This is a genomic window from Neobacillus terrisolis (assembly GCF_051233475.1).
Lineage (GTDB): Bacteria > Bacillota > Bacilli > Bacillales > Cytobacillaceae > Bacillus_BU.
Window position 1 is genome coordinate 1 of sequence record NZ_JBKFGH010000028.1, and the last position, 15,798, is coordinate 15,798.

Annotated in this window: 14 protein-coding genes; 2 read left to right on the forward strand and 12 right to left on the reverse strand. The window is 38.8% G+C overall.

What is annotated here, in order from left to right; all coding sequences use genetic code 11:
* Positions 1-241: 241 nt before the first annotated feature.
* The 6 genes from ACI48O_RS17190 to ACI48O_RS17215 all read right to left on the reverse strand — a co-directional run bounded on the left by ACI48O_RS17190 (position 242) and on the right by ACI48O_RS17215 (position 8,685).
* Positions 242-1,699 (reverse strand): aldehyde dehydrogenase family protein, encoded by a 1,458-nt coding sequence (locus tag ACI48O_RS17190; RefSeq protein WP_435563107.1) that lies wholly within the window; start codon positions 1,697-1,699, stop codon positions 242-244.
* A gap of 328 nt (positions 1,700-2,027) precedes the next feature.
* Positions 2,028-4,163 carry a sigma-54 interaction domain-containing protein gene (locus ACI48O_RS17195; RefSeq protein ID WP_435563108.1) on the reverse strand — a complete coding sequence of 712 codons (2,136 nt, stop codon included), beginning with the start codon at positions 4,161-4,163 and terminating at the stop codon, positions 2,028-2,030.
* A 172-nt stretch (positions 4,164-4,335) separates the two neighbouring features.
* Complete coding sequence (locus ACI48O_RS17200) at positions 4,336-4,584, reverse strand: biotin/lipoyl attachment domain-containing protein (protein WP_435563083.1); 249 nt, start codon at positions 4,582-4,584, stop codon at positions 4,336-4,338.
* Between the two features lie 17 nt (positions 4,585-4,601).
* A complete protein-coding gene (locus ACI48O_RS17205) occupies positions 4,602-4,892 on the reverse strand; it encodes an SAV0927 family protein (RefSeq protein WP_435563084.1) in 291 nt (96 codons plus the stop codon).
* Positions 4,893-4,923: 31 nt separating this feature from the next.
* Positions 4,924-6,213 carry a Glu/Leu/Phe/Val family dehydrogenase gene (locus ACI48O_RS17210; protein WP_435563085.1) on the reverse strand — a complete coding sequence of 430 codons (1,290 nt, stop codon included), beginning with the start codon at positions 6,211-6,213 and terminating at the stop codon, positions 4,924-4,926.
* A 1,128-nt stretch (positions 6,214-7,341) separates the two neighbouring features.
* Entirely contained in the window at positions 7,342-8,685 is a 1,344-nt protein-coding gene (locus ACI48O_RS17215) for an APC family permease (protein WP_435563086.1), read from the reverse strand.
* Positions 8,686-9,038: 353 nt separating this feature from the next.
* Between ACI48O_RS17215 and speB the strand changes: the two genes are divergently transcribed.
* Complete coding sequence (gene speB / locus ACI48O_RS17220; protein WP_435563087.1) at positions 9,039-9,971, forward strand: agmatinase; 933 nt, start codon at positions 9,039-9,041, stop codon at positions 9,969-9,971.
* An 80-nt stretch (positions 9,972-10,051) separates the two neighbouring features.
* Here the strand turns inward: speB and ACI48O_RS17225 are convergent, their stop codons facing one another.
* Positions 10,052-11,176: a cysteine desulfurase family protein gene (locus ACI48O_RS17225; RefSeq protein WP_435563088.1), complete on the reverse strand. Its 1,125-nt coding sequence runs from the start codon at positions 11,174-11,176 to the stop codon at positions 10,052-10,054.
* A 282-nt stretch (positions 11,177-11,458) separates the two neighbouring features.
* Between ACI48O_RS17225 and ACI48O_RS17230 the strand changes: the two genes are divergently transcribed.
* Positions 11,459-11,617 carry a hypothetical protein gene (locus ACI48O_RS17230; RefSeq protein ID WP_435563089.1) on the forward strand — a complete coding sequence of 53 codons (159 nt, stop codon included), beginning with the start codon at positions 11,459-11,461 and terminating at the stop codon, positions 11,615-11,617.
* A 93-nt stretch (positions 11,618-11,710) separates the two neighbouring features.
* Here the strand turns inward: ACI48O_RS17230 and ACI48O_RS17235 are convergent, their stop codons facing one another.
* From ACI48O_RS17235 to ACI48O_RS17255, 5 genes are all read right to left on the reverse strand, one after another.
* Positions 11,711-12,631, reverse strand: coding sequence for a DMT family transporter (locus ACI48O_RS17235; RefSeq protein WP_435563090.1), 921 nt, complete (start codon positions 12,629-12,631; stop codon positions 11,711-11,713).
* A gap of 27 nt (positions 12,632-12,658) precedes the next feature.
* On the reverse strand, positions 12,659-13,483 hold the full coding sequence (locus tag ACI48O_RS17240; RefSeq protein ID WP_435563091.1) for an AraC family ligand binding domain-containing protein: 825 nt from the start codon (positions 13,481-13,483) through the stop codon (positions 12,659-12,661).
* A gap of 300 nt (positions 13,484-13,783) precedes the next feature.
* Positions 13,784-14,158 carry a DnaJ family domain-containing protein gene (locus ACI48O_RS17245; RefSeq protein ID WP_435563092.1) on the reverse strand — a complete coding sequence of 125 codons (375 nt, stop codon included), beginning with the start codon at positions 14,156-14,158 and terminating at the stop codon, positions 13,784-13,786.
* A 47-nt stretch (positions 14,159-14,205) separates the two neighbouring features.
* On the reverse strand, positions 14,206-14,880 hold the full coding sequence (locus ACI48O_RS17250; protein ID WP_435563093.1) for a methyltransferase family protein: 675 nt from the start codon (positions 14,878-14,880) through the stop codon (positions 14,206-14,208).
* A 41-nt stretch (positions 14,881-14,921) separates the two neighbouring features.
* Positions 14,922-15,734, reverse strand: a complete 813-nt coding sequence (locus tag ACI48O_RS17255; RefSeq protein ID WP_435563094.1) for a helix-turn-helix domain-containing protein — start codon at positions 15,732-15,734, stop codon at positions 14,922-14,924.
* Positions 15,735-15,798: the final 64 nt, after the last annotated feature.

Genomic DNA, 15,798 nt, shown 5'->3' on the forward strand with positions numbered 1-15,798 from the left:
GCTCTAATTTGGTTTTTTGTTTTTCAACAATAAACATTCTTACCAAATTAACCTACGATTTTACGAGTAAGGAGCTAGTTTCGTTCATGATAACTCGGCGCAAGCGCCTGTGGGGTCTCCCATGACACCTTCTCCCGCAGGAGTCTCGCACATTCCGCTCCAATCAACAGTGCGCTCAAAATCAACATTGTTCTTAAACACAGCATTTTTTAATAAGACAATCGTTTTACTTTTTAAATCGTTAGTTTGAAAACCAACCAATTGGCTCAACTTGTAGGTTGATGTTAATTTGTTTTATTTCTTGAAATTCCTCTAGGCCAAACGTTCCAAGACTGCGGCCAATTCCACTTTGCTTGTAGCCTCCCCATGGCGCCTCATTATAGGTTGGATGATAGGAATTGATCCATGTAATCCCTGCACGAAGCTTTTTGATAACTCTTAACGCCTTTGAACCATCATTGGAAAAAACAGCACCGGCCAACCCGTAAACCGTACTGTTGGCAAGCTTAATCGCCTCAGCCTCATCTTTGAATTTCTGGATTACCACAACCGGACCGAATATCTCCTCTTGGACAATTCTCATCTCCTCGGACACATCCACAAACACAGTCGGCTCAACAAAATATCCTGTTTCAAAACCGTTTCTATCGATCCGCTTTCCGCCGCAGGCAAGCTTTGCTCCCTCTTGGATGCCAAGCTCGATGTAGGAAAGGACCTTATCTAAATGCTCCTTGCTGACTAGTGGCCCCATCTCAGTCGATGGATCGTAGCCAGGTCCAACCTTTATACTTCGCGCTCTTTCAACAAAGCGGTTAACGAATTGATCGTAAATCTTTTCTTCTACTAAAATTCTCGAACCAGCTGAACATACTTGTCCGGCACCTGCATAAATTCCAAACAAGGCATAATCCACTGCTGTTTCAAAATCAGCATCAGCAAAAATGATATTGGGAGACTTGCCGCCAAGTTCTAATGAGACCTTTTTCATCGTATCGGCCGCTGTTTTCATAATATGTTTTCCCGTTTTTGTTCCCCCGGTAAAGGAAACCATATCGACTTCAGGGTGGGAGGCGATTTCATGACCGACCACTGGACCGGCCCCCGTTACCATATTTGCGACACCTTTTGGTAAACCTACCTCTTCAAAAATTTCAAACAGCTTTTTCGGAGTAATCGGCGTCACTTCTGATGGTTTAAATACGATCGTATTCCCCGCCGCCAAAGCAGGGGCTATCTTCCAAACACTCATTAAGAGCGGATAATTCCAAGGTACGATTAGACCACAAACACCTACAGGCTCCCGGACCACCATCGCCTGCATCGGATCTGCAACATGGTAGGTTTGACCATCTGGTTTGGTGATCATTCCAGCATAGTATCGAAAGCACGCTGCAGCATCCGCTACATCAAAGCCTGCCTCCCTTAATGGCTTGCCATTATCCATTGTTTCGAGCTCGGTCAATTCCTCTGCATATTCATCAATTTTGTCAGCAATTTTAAAGAGGTAAGCAGCTCTTTCAGCGGCCGCTAATCCGGACCATACTCCGTCTTCGAACGCATTTCGTGCTGCATAGATGGCTGAGCGTGCATCGGCGATCGTTCCTTCCGGAGCGTATGTGACCACTTCTCCGTTCGCCGGATTTATTACGGGGCGTGTTGCGTGATTTTCAGCGTCCTTCCATTCTCCATTAATAAACATCTTCAAATTCACTGTTTTATTTTTGATCTCGGCCACTTTCCATTCCTCCTTTGTTTCACTCATTTTAGTTAGTTGCAAGAATTGTGCCAAAATATATATATTGGTAGATTCATAGGCCTTCCATTAAGATTGGAAAGACGTTTCCGCGCGGTTTTCTAGAGTTAACGGACTTTTTCTAAGTCAAAAAGGGGCTATCATCACGATCATTAAATGTAACTAGTAATCTATGCAGGCATGCATAGCCCTATTTTTTTCTGCATAACGCTCGCTACCCAGCCAATTCAAAATAAAAAGCTGCTTCAGATTGATGCTCTGAAACAGCTTTTGCTTAGTGGCTGGACATGTTTTCGATATTTCTATTTTTCTCATTCAGTATTTTTTGATATTTTCTGCTTACCGAGGATTGACTAATCCCTAGCGCCTTTGCAGCTTTAGTCGTCGTTTTATATTGCTTCATCGCAAGGACAATCAGCTGCTCCTCCACCTGATCAATCGCTTCCTGCAGCGGGATCACCCTTGTGATGATGGGCTTCATTTTTTTATATTCGTAGCCCAGCGATAAAAATTGACTAACAAACTCGGCATTTATTGCCGGCTCATCAGCAGTAACGACTAATCTTTCAATGATATTTTGCAATTCCCGGACGTTTCCTGGCCATGGATAAAATTCAAGAACATTAATCGCATCCGGTGTTAGCTGGTAATTGCGATCATATTTTTCATTGAGCTGTTGGAGAAAATGAAAGGCTAAAAGGGAGATATCCTCAGGCCGTTCCCTAAGTGCAGGGATATGGAGGGGAATGACATTTAAACGGTAATATAAGTCCTCACGAAAGGTCCCCTCTTCAACCATCTTCTCTAACTTTTTATTCGTAGCGGCTATAATTTGCACATTGACCTTAAATGGCGTTGTGCTTCCAATCGGGATGACTTCCTGTTCTTGAAGGACTCTGAGCAATTTTACCTGCAAATGCATAGGCATCTCGCCAATTTCATCTAGAAATAATATCCCGCCATCGGCTTGTTTGAAATAACCATCCTTGCCATTTTTATCGGCGCCGGTAAATGAGCCTTTTACGTATCCAAAAAGCTCACTCTCCAACAAATTCTCCGGAATCGCACCACAATTTAACTTGAGGAATGGTTTATTTGAACGTTTCCCTAATTGATGGATGGCTTGTGCGATAACTTCTTTCCCGACTCCAGATTCCCCGTGAAGGAGGACGGTAGAGGAAAAGTCGGCAATTTTCATCACCTGGTTCATGATTTTTTCCATCTTTGGGCTACAGTAAATAAGCTTTTTAAGATAGCGGTCTTTATTTTTAAAATCATCCAATTCTTTTTTATATTGCTCAGATATTTTACGCATTTCCAGGAGTTCATTTTTGAGGCGAGTTGTTTCGGTAATATCGCGCGAGGCAACAATAATTCGATCTAATTGCTTTTTTTCATTAAAAACGGGATTCCCAACAGCCAGAATTTTTCTGCCTGTCCGTGTTTCCTGAACGACAGAAACCTTCTTTCCTTTTTCCATCACAAGCCTCGTCACAGATGGAGTAAATAAGCCTTTGTCCTCTAAATCGAGAATATTCTTACCGATTAATTCCTTTAAATCTACCTGCCAAAAATCACGAATAATATTATCACTGTAACGAATCAATTCCCCTTTGGCATTCACGACAAGAATTTCATCATAAATACTCGACAAAATCGCATGTAAATCCTTGTTTAAATCCTTAATATATTCAATCTCCAGCGCCATCTCTTCAACCATCGGCAAATCTTGAACAACGATGACGATGCCATCCACTTCATTTTCATAATTTAAAATCGGGCTATAATCAACTAAAACTCCCATTTCGTTTGTAATTTCCAGTTGATTTAGAATCGTCTTACCAGTTGAAAAAACATTGTTAATATGGTCTCCGCTAAAAATATGATCACCCGGAAAATTCAGGACTTTTTCCGAGGTTGATTTAATCATTTTTAGACCGGCTTCATTGCAGTTAATCACCCGCTTTTCTTTATCTAAAACAAAGATCCCCATCGGAATAGAGGTAAGAAGAATTTTTAGTAAATCAACGCTTTTATTGCCCTGTCTAAAAAGCTCCGCAAGGGCATCCTCTCTTTGGATGTAGCCCGTTGGCTTGCCAGCCTCGTCCTTTATAATGACAAACGGCTCTCCAATAATTTGAAATAATACTGGGAGAGAAAACTTTGTACTGAGTTGACAGATATTCCTTAATGACTTTGATTGGTCCAGGAGGAGTTCAACGGAGAAGTTTTGGCTCTTGAGCTGCTGAACTAAATGATTATTTAGTTCAATATACGCGAGTAATTGGCCTTGTTTTTTTAGAAAAAGCAAGGGGTCTTTCCATTCGTTTAAAGCTGATCTTACTGCCCCTACCTGATCCAAATCTACCGAAATGATTGGTTTGATTTTTTCTTTCACGACGGAAAACATCATACATCCATCCTCCCATAATGCCTGTAAATCTTATATTATCATATTATTCTTAATTTTTTAAATATAAAGAATTGTTTTTTTCGGAAGGGTAGGCAACCTCCAGCCCTACATTAATATACGTTAAAGTACCAAAAAAAGAAGATGATTGCTCATCTTCTTAACAGAACGATTAGTCACTCCCAGTGACAAATAAATCTTCTTTAATGTAGGCCAAGACCATTCCAGGTATCACACGATCTCCCTCTTTTACTTCAAGTGATTGTACTTCCCCACTCATCCCTGTTTGGATCGGTTGAACCCGCCCATTGATTCCTTTAATTTGAAACAATGTTTCCCATTCGTAGATTCTTGATTCCCGATTAATCGCTACCTTTTCGATTCTCCCGTAACAAGGGCTAAGCACAACTCCAAATTCCATACAAATCACTCCTTTTTTTAATATTGCTCCTGAAATGGTTGGGTCTGTAACACATAGCTGAAAAACTGCTGAAAGGCTGGGATATCCTCTTCTTTAATACCTAACCTTTTCACCCAATGCTGATCTACAAATGTGTCCTCTTGTGAAAGTAAAATCATGGTCCCGGATTGAATGCATGTCACCATTGCTTTTCCAAAGAAATGCTCGGAATAACCAATTGCCAAATCATAGCGATGATCATTCGAAACGAGACAAAAGTAATGAAAAAGCTGTTGTCCTTTTTGTTCTGATAATATATCCAATTTCATTGTTTTATTCCTCCTTTTTCATTTTAAAAAGTTAATATTTTAACCATCCTCTTAATCTGGAGGCTTCTGCCAGCTTTTGAATTCCTTCGATGTAAGCGGCAAGCTTCATATTGACACGGTACTTTTGGGATGTTTTATAAACATTTATAAAACTTGCAGTGATCTTTTCTTTGAGACGTTCGTCAACCGTCTCCTCGGTCCAGTAATAGCCCTGATTGTTTTGACACCATTCAAAATACGAGACAATCACCCCGCCGGAATTTGCTAAAATATCGGGAACGACCAAAATCTCTCGTTCATCCAATATTTTTAAAGCTTCCTTTGTTGTCGGTCCATTTGCTGCCTCAACCACAAATTTACAGTTGATTCTGTTCGCATTCTGTTTGTTGATTACCCCAGAAATCGCCGCTGGAATAAGGACATCGCATTCTTTTTCTAATAATTCAAGATTGGAGATGGAGTGATGAAACAGATTGGATACAATTCCAAATGAATCCCGGTTGTCGATTAAATAGGGAATATCCAAGCCCTTTTCATCGTATAATCCGCCAAGCTCATCAGCGACACCGATGACTTTTACCCCTAAATCATATAGATAACTGGCCAAATAGCTGCCGACATTTCCAAATCCCTGAATAATTACTCGCATGTCCTTTAACGGTTTTTTCTTTAATTGGCAAACCATTTGCAGGGTATATAAAACCCCTTTTGATGTTGCTGTCTCCCGTCCCTTTGACCCTCCTAAGGCAATCGGTTTGCCGGTGATAAAACCGGGATTATCAAATTCACGAATCTGATCATACTCATCAAGCATCCAAGCCATAATTTGCGAGTTGGTGTACATATCGGGAGCTGGAATATCCTTTGTAGGACCTACCAATTGGCTCACCGCTCTTACATACCCTCTGCTTAATCGTTCTAATTCATCAAAACTCATTTTTCGCGGATCACAAATGATGCCCCCTTTTGCCCCGCCATACGGCAAATCGGTAATTCCGCACTTAAGGCTCATCCAGCCAGCCAATGCCTTTACCTCTTCAGGCGTAACATCCGGATGGAAGCGAATCCCCCCTTTTGTCGGTCCTGATGCATCATTATGCTGGGCCCTGAATCCTTGAAAAATCTCTGTCTTCCCGTTATCCATTCGAATCGGGATACTCACTTCTAGAAATCTCATCGGTTTTTTTAAAAACTCATAGACCTGTTGTGGTAAGTTCATGACGGTAATCGCATCCTTCAGTGTCTCCTGGAAATCTGTGAGCGGATTGTCCTTTTCCTTTTTTGCCTGCTGTTTGGTAACCTCAAACGATTCAACCGACATCTTAACACCTCATTTTAATTTTGTTATTAAACCTATTTGCAAATTGCGTGCCAAGTAAGAAAAAGGCGATCTTATCTTGATTTTTTTGTTTTTTGAAAAAAGATTGAGGTGTTGTTTATGAAAAAATAACTGACTTATTCAAAATTGCATAAAGGAGTCTGGGTATCAAGGACAAATCTTTCGGTGGTACTGGGGTAATGTACTTGATGAGGCTTTTTTAGGACAAAATCTATCGGTTGCACCTGCGAAATGTCCTTGAGAGGCCTTCTCTAGGACAAAATCGATCGGTTGCACCGCGTAAATGTCCTTGAGAGGGCTTATCTGGGACAAAATCTATCGGTTGCTCTGAGAAAATGTCCTTGAGACGCCTTCTCTAGGACAAAATCTATCTGTTGCACCGCGTAAATGTCCTTAAGAGGGCTTTTCTAGGACAAAATCTATCAATCAACCAGCGTAAATGTCCTTGAGCAGCCTTATCTAGGACAAAATCGATCAGTTGCCCAGCGTAAATGTCCTTAAGAGACCTTATCTAGGACAAAACAGATCAATCTCCCTGCTCAAATGTCCTTAAGAGACCTTCTCTAGGACAAAACCTATCAATCAATCAGCATAAATGTCCTTAAGAGGCCTTCTCTAGGACAAAATCGATCAATCAACCAGCGCAAATGTCCTTGAGACGCCTTCTCTAGGACAAAATCTATCTGTTGCACCGCGTAAATGTCCTTAAGAGGGCTTTTCTAGGACAAAATCTATCGGTTGCACCCCGTAAATGTCCTTAAGAGACCTTCTCAAGGACAAAATCTATCAATCAACCAGCGTAAATGTCCTTGAGAGGCCTTCTCTAGGACAAAATCTATCAATCTCACCGCGTAAATGTCCTTGAGTTGCCTTCTCTAGGACAAAATCGATCAATCAACCAGCGTAAATGTCCTTAAGAGACCTCCTCTAGGACAAAATCGATCAATCATCCAGCGTAAATGTCCTTGAGAGACCTTATCTAGGACAAAATCAATCACCCTGCGAAAATGTCCTTCATCAGGTTCATTAAGCTCCAATTCTCCTGAAACACTTAATACCCGTAACAAAGAAGAAAACGCACTCATAACGAATGCGTTTCAAAAAGGTCGATTATATATGTTCTTCTGCTGTATATTGAGGTGGCGCTACTCGGAATGCTTTCGTTAAAACTAGGAGATAAACTAGCCCGAGTCCGAACCAAACCAACCCCATGATGAGAGAACTGATTTCTAGGTTTATCCATAGGATTCCTACCGAACCCGCTCCGAGTACTGGCATTACCACGAAGTTAAAAAAGTCTTTAGGGGTCTTGTACATTTTTTTCCTAACTGCAAAATGATTGATTACGGAAAGATTGACGAACGTAAAGGCCATTAAGGCACCAAAGTTGATTAACGAGGTGGCCGTTACTAAATCGAAAAACCAGGCAGATAGGGAGATGATTCCTACAATCACAACGTTGATTGCAGGTGTTCTCCATTTTGGATGGACGTATCCAAACCATTTATCCGGGAATACCTTATCGCGCCCCATTACATATAGGAGTCGGGAAACACTCGCGTGGGAGGCCAGTCCCGAGGCTAACGTGTTAACAAAGGTCGTACATAGGAAAATAGATTGAAACAACTTTCCGCCAACGTACAGTGCGATTTCCGGAAGGGCTGCATCTGGTTCCTTGAACCTTGAAATATCCGGGAAAAATAGTTGGATAAAGAACGAGGTTGTAATAAAAATAACCCCTCCCCATAAAGCTGTAAGAATGATCGCTTTTGGGATCGTCTTTTCTGGATTAGGCGTTTCCTCTGATAATGTCGTTACCGCGTCGAAGCCAAGGAACGAAAAACAGAGGATCGTAGCTCCTGTTACTAGGATAGGCAGGTTCATTCCTTCCACAAAAAATGGTTGCAGGCTAAAGACCGTTCCGGTGCCTTCTCCATTATTCAGCCCTTTCACAACTAAAATAATGAAAACAACCATAATTAAAATTTGCACGAAGACAAAGAATGTATTGAAATTGGCTAGAACATTGACGCTTCTCAAGTTAAGGAAGGTAACGATTCCAACAAACACCAATACCCATATGAAATCTGGAACGGACGGGAACAAAGCATTTAAATAGAGCTTTGTTAACAAGGCGTTTACCATCGGCAAGAACAGGTAATCAAGTAAAGAGGACCAGCCGACGAGGAAGCCAAGATGCCTGTTCATCGCTTTTTGGGTATACGTATAGGCAGAACCGGCTTGTGGAAAAACGCGCACTAGCTTACCATAACTAATTGCCGTGAAAAGCATCCCGACCAGGGCAATTACGTAAGCTGTTGGTACATGCCCCTTTGTTACGCCCGAAACAATTCCAAATGTATCAAACACGACCATTGGGGTCATATAGGCTAACCCCATAATAACAACCTGCCATAGCTTTAACGATCTTTTCAGCTTTACGCCATTTTCCACATATCATTCCCCCAGTTTTCTTGTCTTTAATACACTCCCATCTTTTTAAAACCCCTTTTTCTTAAAGTAATTTTGAATTCCCCCTCTTTTTTTAAAATTCAAAATTTATACTTGCAATATTTGTGCCATTGTAAATTTTTCGTTAAATTTTCTTTATTTTGCCCGATAAAACGGGATAATTTCTTTGTTCTCAAGTAACATTCTAAATATTCAGAATTATTCAACCATGCATACATTATTCCATATTAAATAACAAATGTCACTAAAGGTCACATAGGGACGGTTCTCCTGTATCTTTTTGGTTGGCATAAAACTTGCACTTAATAAATGAAAACAAAATTGGAGGGATCCTCATGCAATATCCATTATCACCGGATGTAAAGCCAGAATTCTGTACGACGGGTACATTTATGCGGCTGCCATCTAGTAGAAAAAATGCAAAATTAGCGATTGTCGGTATGCCGTTTGATACCGCAGCATCCTTCCGTGTCGGGGCGCGCTTTGCTCCCCAGGCCATTCGCCAGGCATCGATGACCTTATTTCCTTATCATCCGATTTATAAGGTTTATCCTTTTGAGGATTGCAATGCCATCGATATTGGGGACGTTTCTGTCATCCCCCATAATATCCATCGAAGCTATGAATTAATTGAAAAAGCAATGAAAGAGCTAATGGAAAATGGAATTACACCAATCGGCCTTGGCGGGGACCATTCGGTTACATTAGCCAACCTGAGAGCAGCCGCCAAAGTCCATGGCCCTGTTGGGATGATCCATTTCGATTCGCATACTGATACATGGGACACTTATTATGAAGAAAAATATTGGCATGGTTCCCCATTCATCCGTGCATATGAGGAAAATTTACTGATTCCGGACAAAGTTTTTCAGGTTGGCATTCGCGGAACCCTTAATCATCCCGGTGATATTGATTCAAGCAAGGATTTGGGCTATCACGTGATTACCACTCCGGAATTAAAGGAACGCGGCATCGAGAACGTAGTGAAAGAAATGAAAGAAACAATCGGTGAGACCCCCTGCTTCCTAAGCTTTGATATCGATTTTGTTGATCCATCGTGCGCACCGGGGACGGGAACACTTGAGGTCGGTGGTTTTAATAGTTTCGAAACCTTGCAAATGATTCGCTCGTTAACAGATTTTAATTTTATCGGGTTTGATTTAGTCGAGGTACTGCCACCCTATGATCCAACCCAAATTACTTCGCTGCTTGCCGCGACAATTATTCATGATTTTGCAAGTCTTACTGCGCTAAAATTAAAAAGTTAATTTTTATACGCAAAAAGCAGTTCAATTCTAAAAAAAAGAACCGAACTGCTTTTTGTATGGTGTTTGAAGCTTTTCACCGATCACACGGCATTAAAATTCTCCCGAAGCCATTGCATCACTTGATCTACTTCACTTTTCGTTGTATGTCTGCCTAAACTAAACCGGATAGCCCCCATTCCGATATGGACAGGTACCTTCATCTCTTTTAATACAGGGGACAATTCAATACTCCCTGCATGACAAGCTGATCCAGTTGACGCAGCAAGCAAAGGAATAGCAGATAATATGTCTTGGCCGATTTTATTGACAAAGCTTACATTTAACGTGTTTGGCAACCGTTCGTCTATATGTCCATTTAATACAACATGATCGCCAAATTCTTGCTTTAATTCAGACCAAAAATAATCCGTTAATTCTTTTAAGCTCTTGTCTGATAAGCCCTTCTTGGCTACTTCACAAGCCTTCCCCAACCCTACCGCGAGTAAAGTATTTTCTGTCCCTGCCCTTAAACCGAACTCATGGCCAGCTCCATGTATTAACGGCTCAAGTTCAATTCCCTTCCTAATATAAAGAGCCCCGATTCCTTTTGGTGCATAAAGCTTATGCCCGGCAATCGTCAGCAGGTCTACACCTAAATCATTTATATCAACGGGAACCTTGCCTACCGATTGGGAAGCATCAGAATGAAAAGCGATCCCGTAGCGTTTGGCAATGTCCGCTATTTCTTTAATCGGCTGCAGCGTTCCAACTTCATTGTTCGAGTGCATGATGGTAATCAGGATCGTTTCTTTCGTAATCGCTTTTTCGATTTCTTCAGGGGAAACTCTTCCATACTGGTCCACACCTACATATGTCACCTTTGCCCCGATTTGTTCGAGAAATTTGCATGGGTTTATGATTGCAGGATGCTCGATTTTCGATGTAATGATGTGGTTTCCTTTTGTGCGGTTTTTAAAATAATACCCTTTTAACGCAAGATTATTTGCTTCACTACCACCACTTGTAAAGATAATCTCACTGGGGGAGCAACTTATTAGCTCAGCAACCTGTTCCCTAGCTTTTTGCAACAATTCTTTTACAGGTTTCCCGGCCCAGTGTAAGGCGGACGGATTCCCAAAATAATCACTTAATAAAGGTTGCATAGCATCTACTACTTCACTAGCAAGCGGGGTACTGGCATTATAATCAAAATATATTCTTTGCATGAAAAATACACTCCAATCGAAAAAACCATATAGATTTATACTACAATACTTGAATGGATAAAATAAGGCGGGTAAAACAATTAAGTATACTTTTCTTTTTTTGGATCTATGTATTTTCCTTTTGTCACCGTTAGTGAAATAAGAAAAATTGGCTGGCCCAGCAATCCTATATTTTAACGAAAACCCCTTTTCAATTAAATGAAATTCACTCAAAACCTCAGGATATACCGGGTGTTCTTTGTAAATAATAAGATTTTAAACAATAAGTTGAGGAGGACTCATATGCAACAGGATCAACAAGCTAAACAGAATTTGGGTTCTATTATGAAACCAGAATTTGCCGGAGCTGATGCGCAAAAAGTAAAACAAGAAATTCAAAAAGATGTTGGTGCAGGGCAAGGTGCACTGACTTCCCGAGAAGCAGGAGCAATGCGCGATTAAAAAACCACTCAGAGTGGTTTTTTATATGTCCGCTACCAAATAATTGCAATCAACCCGATAGGCAAATCGGAGTCAAATACCTTTACTCATTTATCATTCAGTAAGTCCATTTACTAATTCCCCTTTTTTCTTAAAATTAATGTTGGTTTCTGAAATGAAAAGCCCAGTTAATGTAAGAAACGTCCCTAAGGCAGCAAGCCATGTCATCGGTTCATGCAACACAATCATAGCTGAAATCACCGTAATGACTGGAACTAAATATATATAAATACTTGTTTTGATAACTCCTAATATTTTAATCGCAAAGTTCCATGTAACAAAGCAAAGAGCGGATGCACCAAGTCCTAAGAATACCAAATTAAACAAGTTAACAGGATTAGCAAAGCGTTCCATTCCTAGTTTAAAATCAAATAGAAATAGTGAAGGAATCATAAATAAAATACCGTAAAAAAATACCCTTCTTGTGGTTTGAATCGTATTATAACCATGACTACTGATTTTCCTGGTTAAGACCGAATATATTGCCCAAACAAGTGTAGCAGCTACCGCCAGCAAGTCGCCTAATGGACTTAGTTGAAAATTTGTTTTGCCACTAAAGCTGATAAGAAAAATCCCTATTATAGCAACTACAAAACCGATGAAGAAGTTAATTCGTAACGGTTCGTTTTTCAAAAATAGATAGGTGAGTATAGCTGTAAAAAATGGAACAATAGCACTTATTACACCTACATTGGAAGCCATTGAAAAAGTTAAGGCAATGTTTTCCAAAAGATAATACAGTGTAACACCACATAGCCCAGCACCAACAAATAATCGTTCATGTTTTCTATCTGTTACCTTTAGACGGTATGGATATATAACCTTTAACACTATGATTCCCATAACAAAACGTAAAAATAAAATCTCAATAGGAGAAAAATCATTTAATAAGATTTTTGTAGAAATGTATGTTGTTCCCCAAATTAATATCGTTATGAAAGCTGATAAATTACCAACTGTAATTTTGTTTTCCATTCCAATATCCTTTCCACTACTAAAAGCTTATATATTCTGTTCTATAAAAATATTTCGGTATTGTCCAGGAGTCAATCCAATGAAATCCATAAAAAAATTACTTAAGTGACTTTGATCCACAAAACCAGTTTGCATAGCTACGTCTAATGGTTTTATCCCTTTCTCTAGTAGTTTCTTCGCTTCATTGATACGAACAGTTTGTAAGTAACGATATGGAGTAATTCCACGAATACGGGTAAATGATCGCAACAATGTGTATTTATTCATATCACAAAGTTTAACCAAATCGTCTAAAGCAATATGTTCTGCATAATGTGCTTCTATGTACCCACAAACATTTGCAATTTTCTGTTCAACTGCACCAAATTCTATATCTTTAGCTGCTTCGCAATATTGATCAATTAGGTGTTCCATAAGGAAATAAAAAGTTTCTTCTTTTTCTAAATCTGATAACTCATCCATAATCATTTGGTGAAGATTATGTAACAAATGAGCCTGTTCACTATTATAGGCAACAGGATTGGTGAAATAAGGAATAAAGTCTTTCCCAGTAATCTCCTTTGTTACTTTTTGCATTATCTCTGGCTTTATATTCAAACAACGATAGTCTAATGTTTTATTGTCAATTTGTTCACAAGCATGATTATCTAATGGGTTAAAAAATACGAGATCACCACTACTAATTACATAATTATTATTCTTACAGGACAATCGTCTTTGTCCACTCTCTATAAACCCAATCACATAATATTCATGGAAGTGGTTCGGAAACTTTTGCATTATGCCATGAAAACGGTAGGCTTCGATTTGCAAATCATAATCAAAGCGAACTGTTCTTTCTTCTTGTTTCATGTAAATAACCTCCTATCGGTACTCTGGAAGTAAGTGTAGCATACTTTAATACATGCATCTTGTATGATATTGACTAAAAAAAGATGTGGCAGCTTCATATACTCCCACACCAAAATTACCTAAATTTGAATTTAATTTTTTTAACGGACCCGTTACTTATAAAAAATTAATTTCAGCCGACCAAATTGACCAAGTCTGCGAACGCGTATTAGCTCAAATGAGTTTAAGTACAAAAATTTCACAATTTCGTCTTTCTTCTATTTAAAACCCCCGTTATCAAAAAAAATCCCAATTAATCACCTACTCCCAAAGCTTGTATTGGTTCGAAATGTTTTTTAGACTTATTTTTCCACGTTGCATATTTGGCGGACATGCATCATTATATTTAGCTATTTTTACGTTTATTTCATCAATTGAATCTTTTATTTTGAATTCACTGCCGTTTTGTTCAATCATATTCAATGTTAAAGCAATACTCTCCTTTATTTCCTTTTGTAGGTTTATCCAAGGTGGTAAATAGCCTGCATCCTTTGCTATTTTTAAAAAATTACAGTATAAATCTCCACTAAAGAAACTCTTTGGAAATGGTTTTCCGAATCCTGGGCTATTCTTCACTTCATCATCAATTTTGGAATCGTTGACAATCTGATCAATTAAATTATTTCTGTTACACATACGTGACTCCCCTTTCTAATCATTCATCCGATATCAGTACAATTTTCTTACCAAATTAAAGGGATTAGTCGATAATGTGTTTTTAAGCAATATTCTTTATACCCTCTTAGTTCTCTTAAAAGCACGTCTTCTTCATTTTTTATTCTAAATAACATTGTAGGTATTATGAACAGCATAGGTATGATTGCGAAATATGATCCAAGTGCTAGCGGCAGAAATAAGGACATTATTACTATTCCTAGATACATTGGATGACGAACAATTGAATAAGGACCTGTTGTTATGACATGCTGTTCATTCTCAACTTGAATAACAGTTGAAGCATAACTATTTTCCTTAAACACTACAAAAATAAACATATATGCTACAAAAACAATGATATTTGATACAATGACAAGCCATATTGGTTCGTTAGACCAATGTAAACGGAAATCAACACCTGGTAAAATAAACCCTAAATAATATGTTTTAAAAATTGCAGGAACTTTTTTAGTAGTTGCTTGATCCCTAACTTTCGTTCGCCTTAATAAGAACTCAGGATTCTTTCTTATAAAATAAATTGTTATTAATAAAGTTATCAAGGAGAAACCTAGCCAAAAGATCCAAGCATTCCAAAACTTGGTTGTGCCTGCGGGGAGAAATAAGACAGTCCAAATACTAACCAAAAGTATTATTGGAACTAAATATACTTTGGGTTTTGATATGTCATAGTTATTTCCCATTTTAATTACCTCTCTCATTTATCCAATGTTTAATTTTATCATCATGGACAATAATTTAGATATTTCTGGATAAGCTGTTTATGTTTAATTTGAGCCGGGGAGAGAACATTCTTTGCCATCTCATTAAATAATTTTTCATTTGTTTTTCCGAAACCAGATTGATCTTGTAACATTTTTTTTAGAAAAGGCACACTCTTTATAAAATCGGCACCTTCCCTGGCTAGAATTTCAATTTCAGGGTCGTCTTCAGACATTTGTTTCAGTCCGGAAAGACGTTTGCCAAACTTTAAAGCTGTTTTAAATTGTTCGGGATGTGATTTAAAGTATTCTGCCATTAATCTAAAATTTTCTTGGTAATCTTCTCCCCAGTTAAAATCTTCTAAGATACCAAAAATGTTTCGTTGTTGCTCATAGAGTTCAGGATATGCACTATAATTTTCTAATTGCTCCGGTGCCAATATTTGTGTAACCATTTGAAATAATTCAGAGCCAACTGACGTTTCTTCCAGCTGTACTGTTTGTTGACTTAGTAATGTTTCTATCTTTGATAATTGCTCCTCAATCATCTTTTTTTCATTTAAAAGCTCGGTTTGAAATGACTGCAGTATTTCTCTCAAGGTTCTGTGACTCTTTGTATCTCCTAATATTTCTTTTATTTGTTTCAAGTCTAGCCCTAATTGTTTTAAGTGTTTGATCAATCTCATTCGAGCAAGTTCTTCTGCTCCATACAAACGATAACCACTCGAGGAACGTTTTGGTTCCTGCAATAAACCAATCTTATGATAATACAGAACGGTCTTTATCGTACTTCTCGTTAATTTGACAAAATCACTGATTGTAATTTGATTATCCATACATATCCCCCTCGATGTCATTGTAAACCCCACCCTAAGGGTGGAGTCAATTCAATTAGTCAAA

Coding starts and splice junctions, on each gene's coding strand:
- ACI48O_RS17190 (WP_435563107.1), bottom strand. CDS start 1,699: ATGTTTATTAATGGAGAATGGAAGGACGCTGAAAATCACGCAACACGC.
- ACI48O_RS17195 (WP_435563108.1), bottom strand. CDS start 4,163: ATGTTTTCCGTCGTGAAAGAAAAAATCAAACCAATCATTTCGGTAGAT.
- ACI48O_RS17200 (WP_435563083.1), bottom strand. CDS start 4,584: ATGGAATTTGGAGTTGTGCTTAGCCCTTGTTACGGGAGAATCGAAAAG.
- ACI48O_RS17205 (WP_435563084.1), bottom strand. CDS start 4,892: ATGAAATTGGATATATTATCAGAACAAAAAGGACAACAGCTTTTTCAT.
- ACI48O_RS17210 (WP_435563085.1), bottom strand. CDS start 6,213: ATGTCGGTTGAATCGTTTGAGGTTACCAAACAGCAGGCAAAAAAGGAA.
- speB (WP_435563087.1), top strand. CDS start 9,039: ATGCAATATCCATTATCACCGGATGTAAAGCCAGAATTCTGTACGACG.
- ACI48O_RS17225 (WP_435563088.1), bottom strand. CDS start 11,176: ATGCAAAGAATATATTTTGATTATAATGCCAGTACCCCGCTTGCTAGT.
- ACI48O_RS17230 (WP_435563089.1), top strand. CDS start 11,459: ATGCAACAGGATCAACAAGCTAAACAGAATTTGGGTTCTATTATGAAA.
- ACI48O_RS17235 (WP_435563090.1), bottom strand. CDS start 12,631: ATGGAAAACAAAATTACAGTTGGTAATTTATCAGCTTTCATAACGATA.
- ACI48O_RS17240 (WP_435563091.1), bottom strand. CDS start 13,483: ATGAAACAAGAAGAAAGAACAGTTCGCTTTGATTATGATTTGCAAATC.
- ACI48O_RS17245 (WP_435563092.1), bottom strand. CDS start 14,158: ATGTGTAACAGAAATAATTTAATTGATCAGATTGTCAACGATTCCAAA.
- ACI48O_RS17250 (WP_435563093.1), bottom strand. CDS start 14,880: ATGGGAAATAACTATGACATATCAAAACCCAAAGTATATTTAGTTCCA.
- ACI48O_RS17255 (WP_435563094.1), bottom strand. CDS start 15,734: ATGGATAATCAAATTACAATCAGTGATTTTGTCAAATTAACGAGAAGT.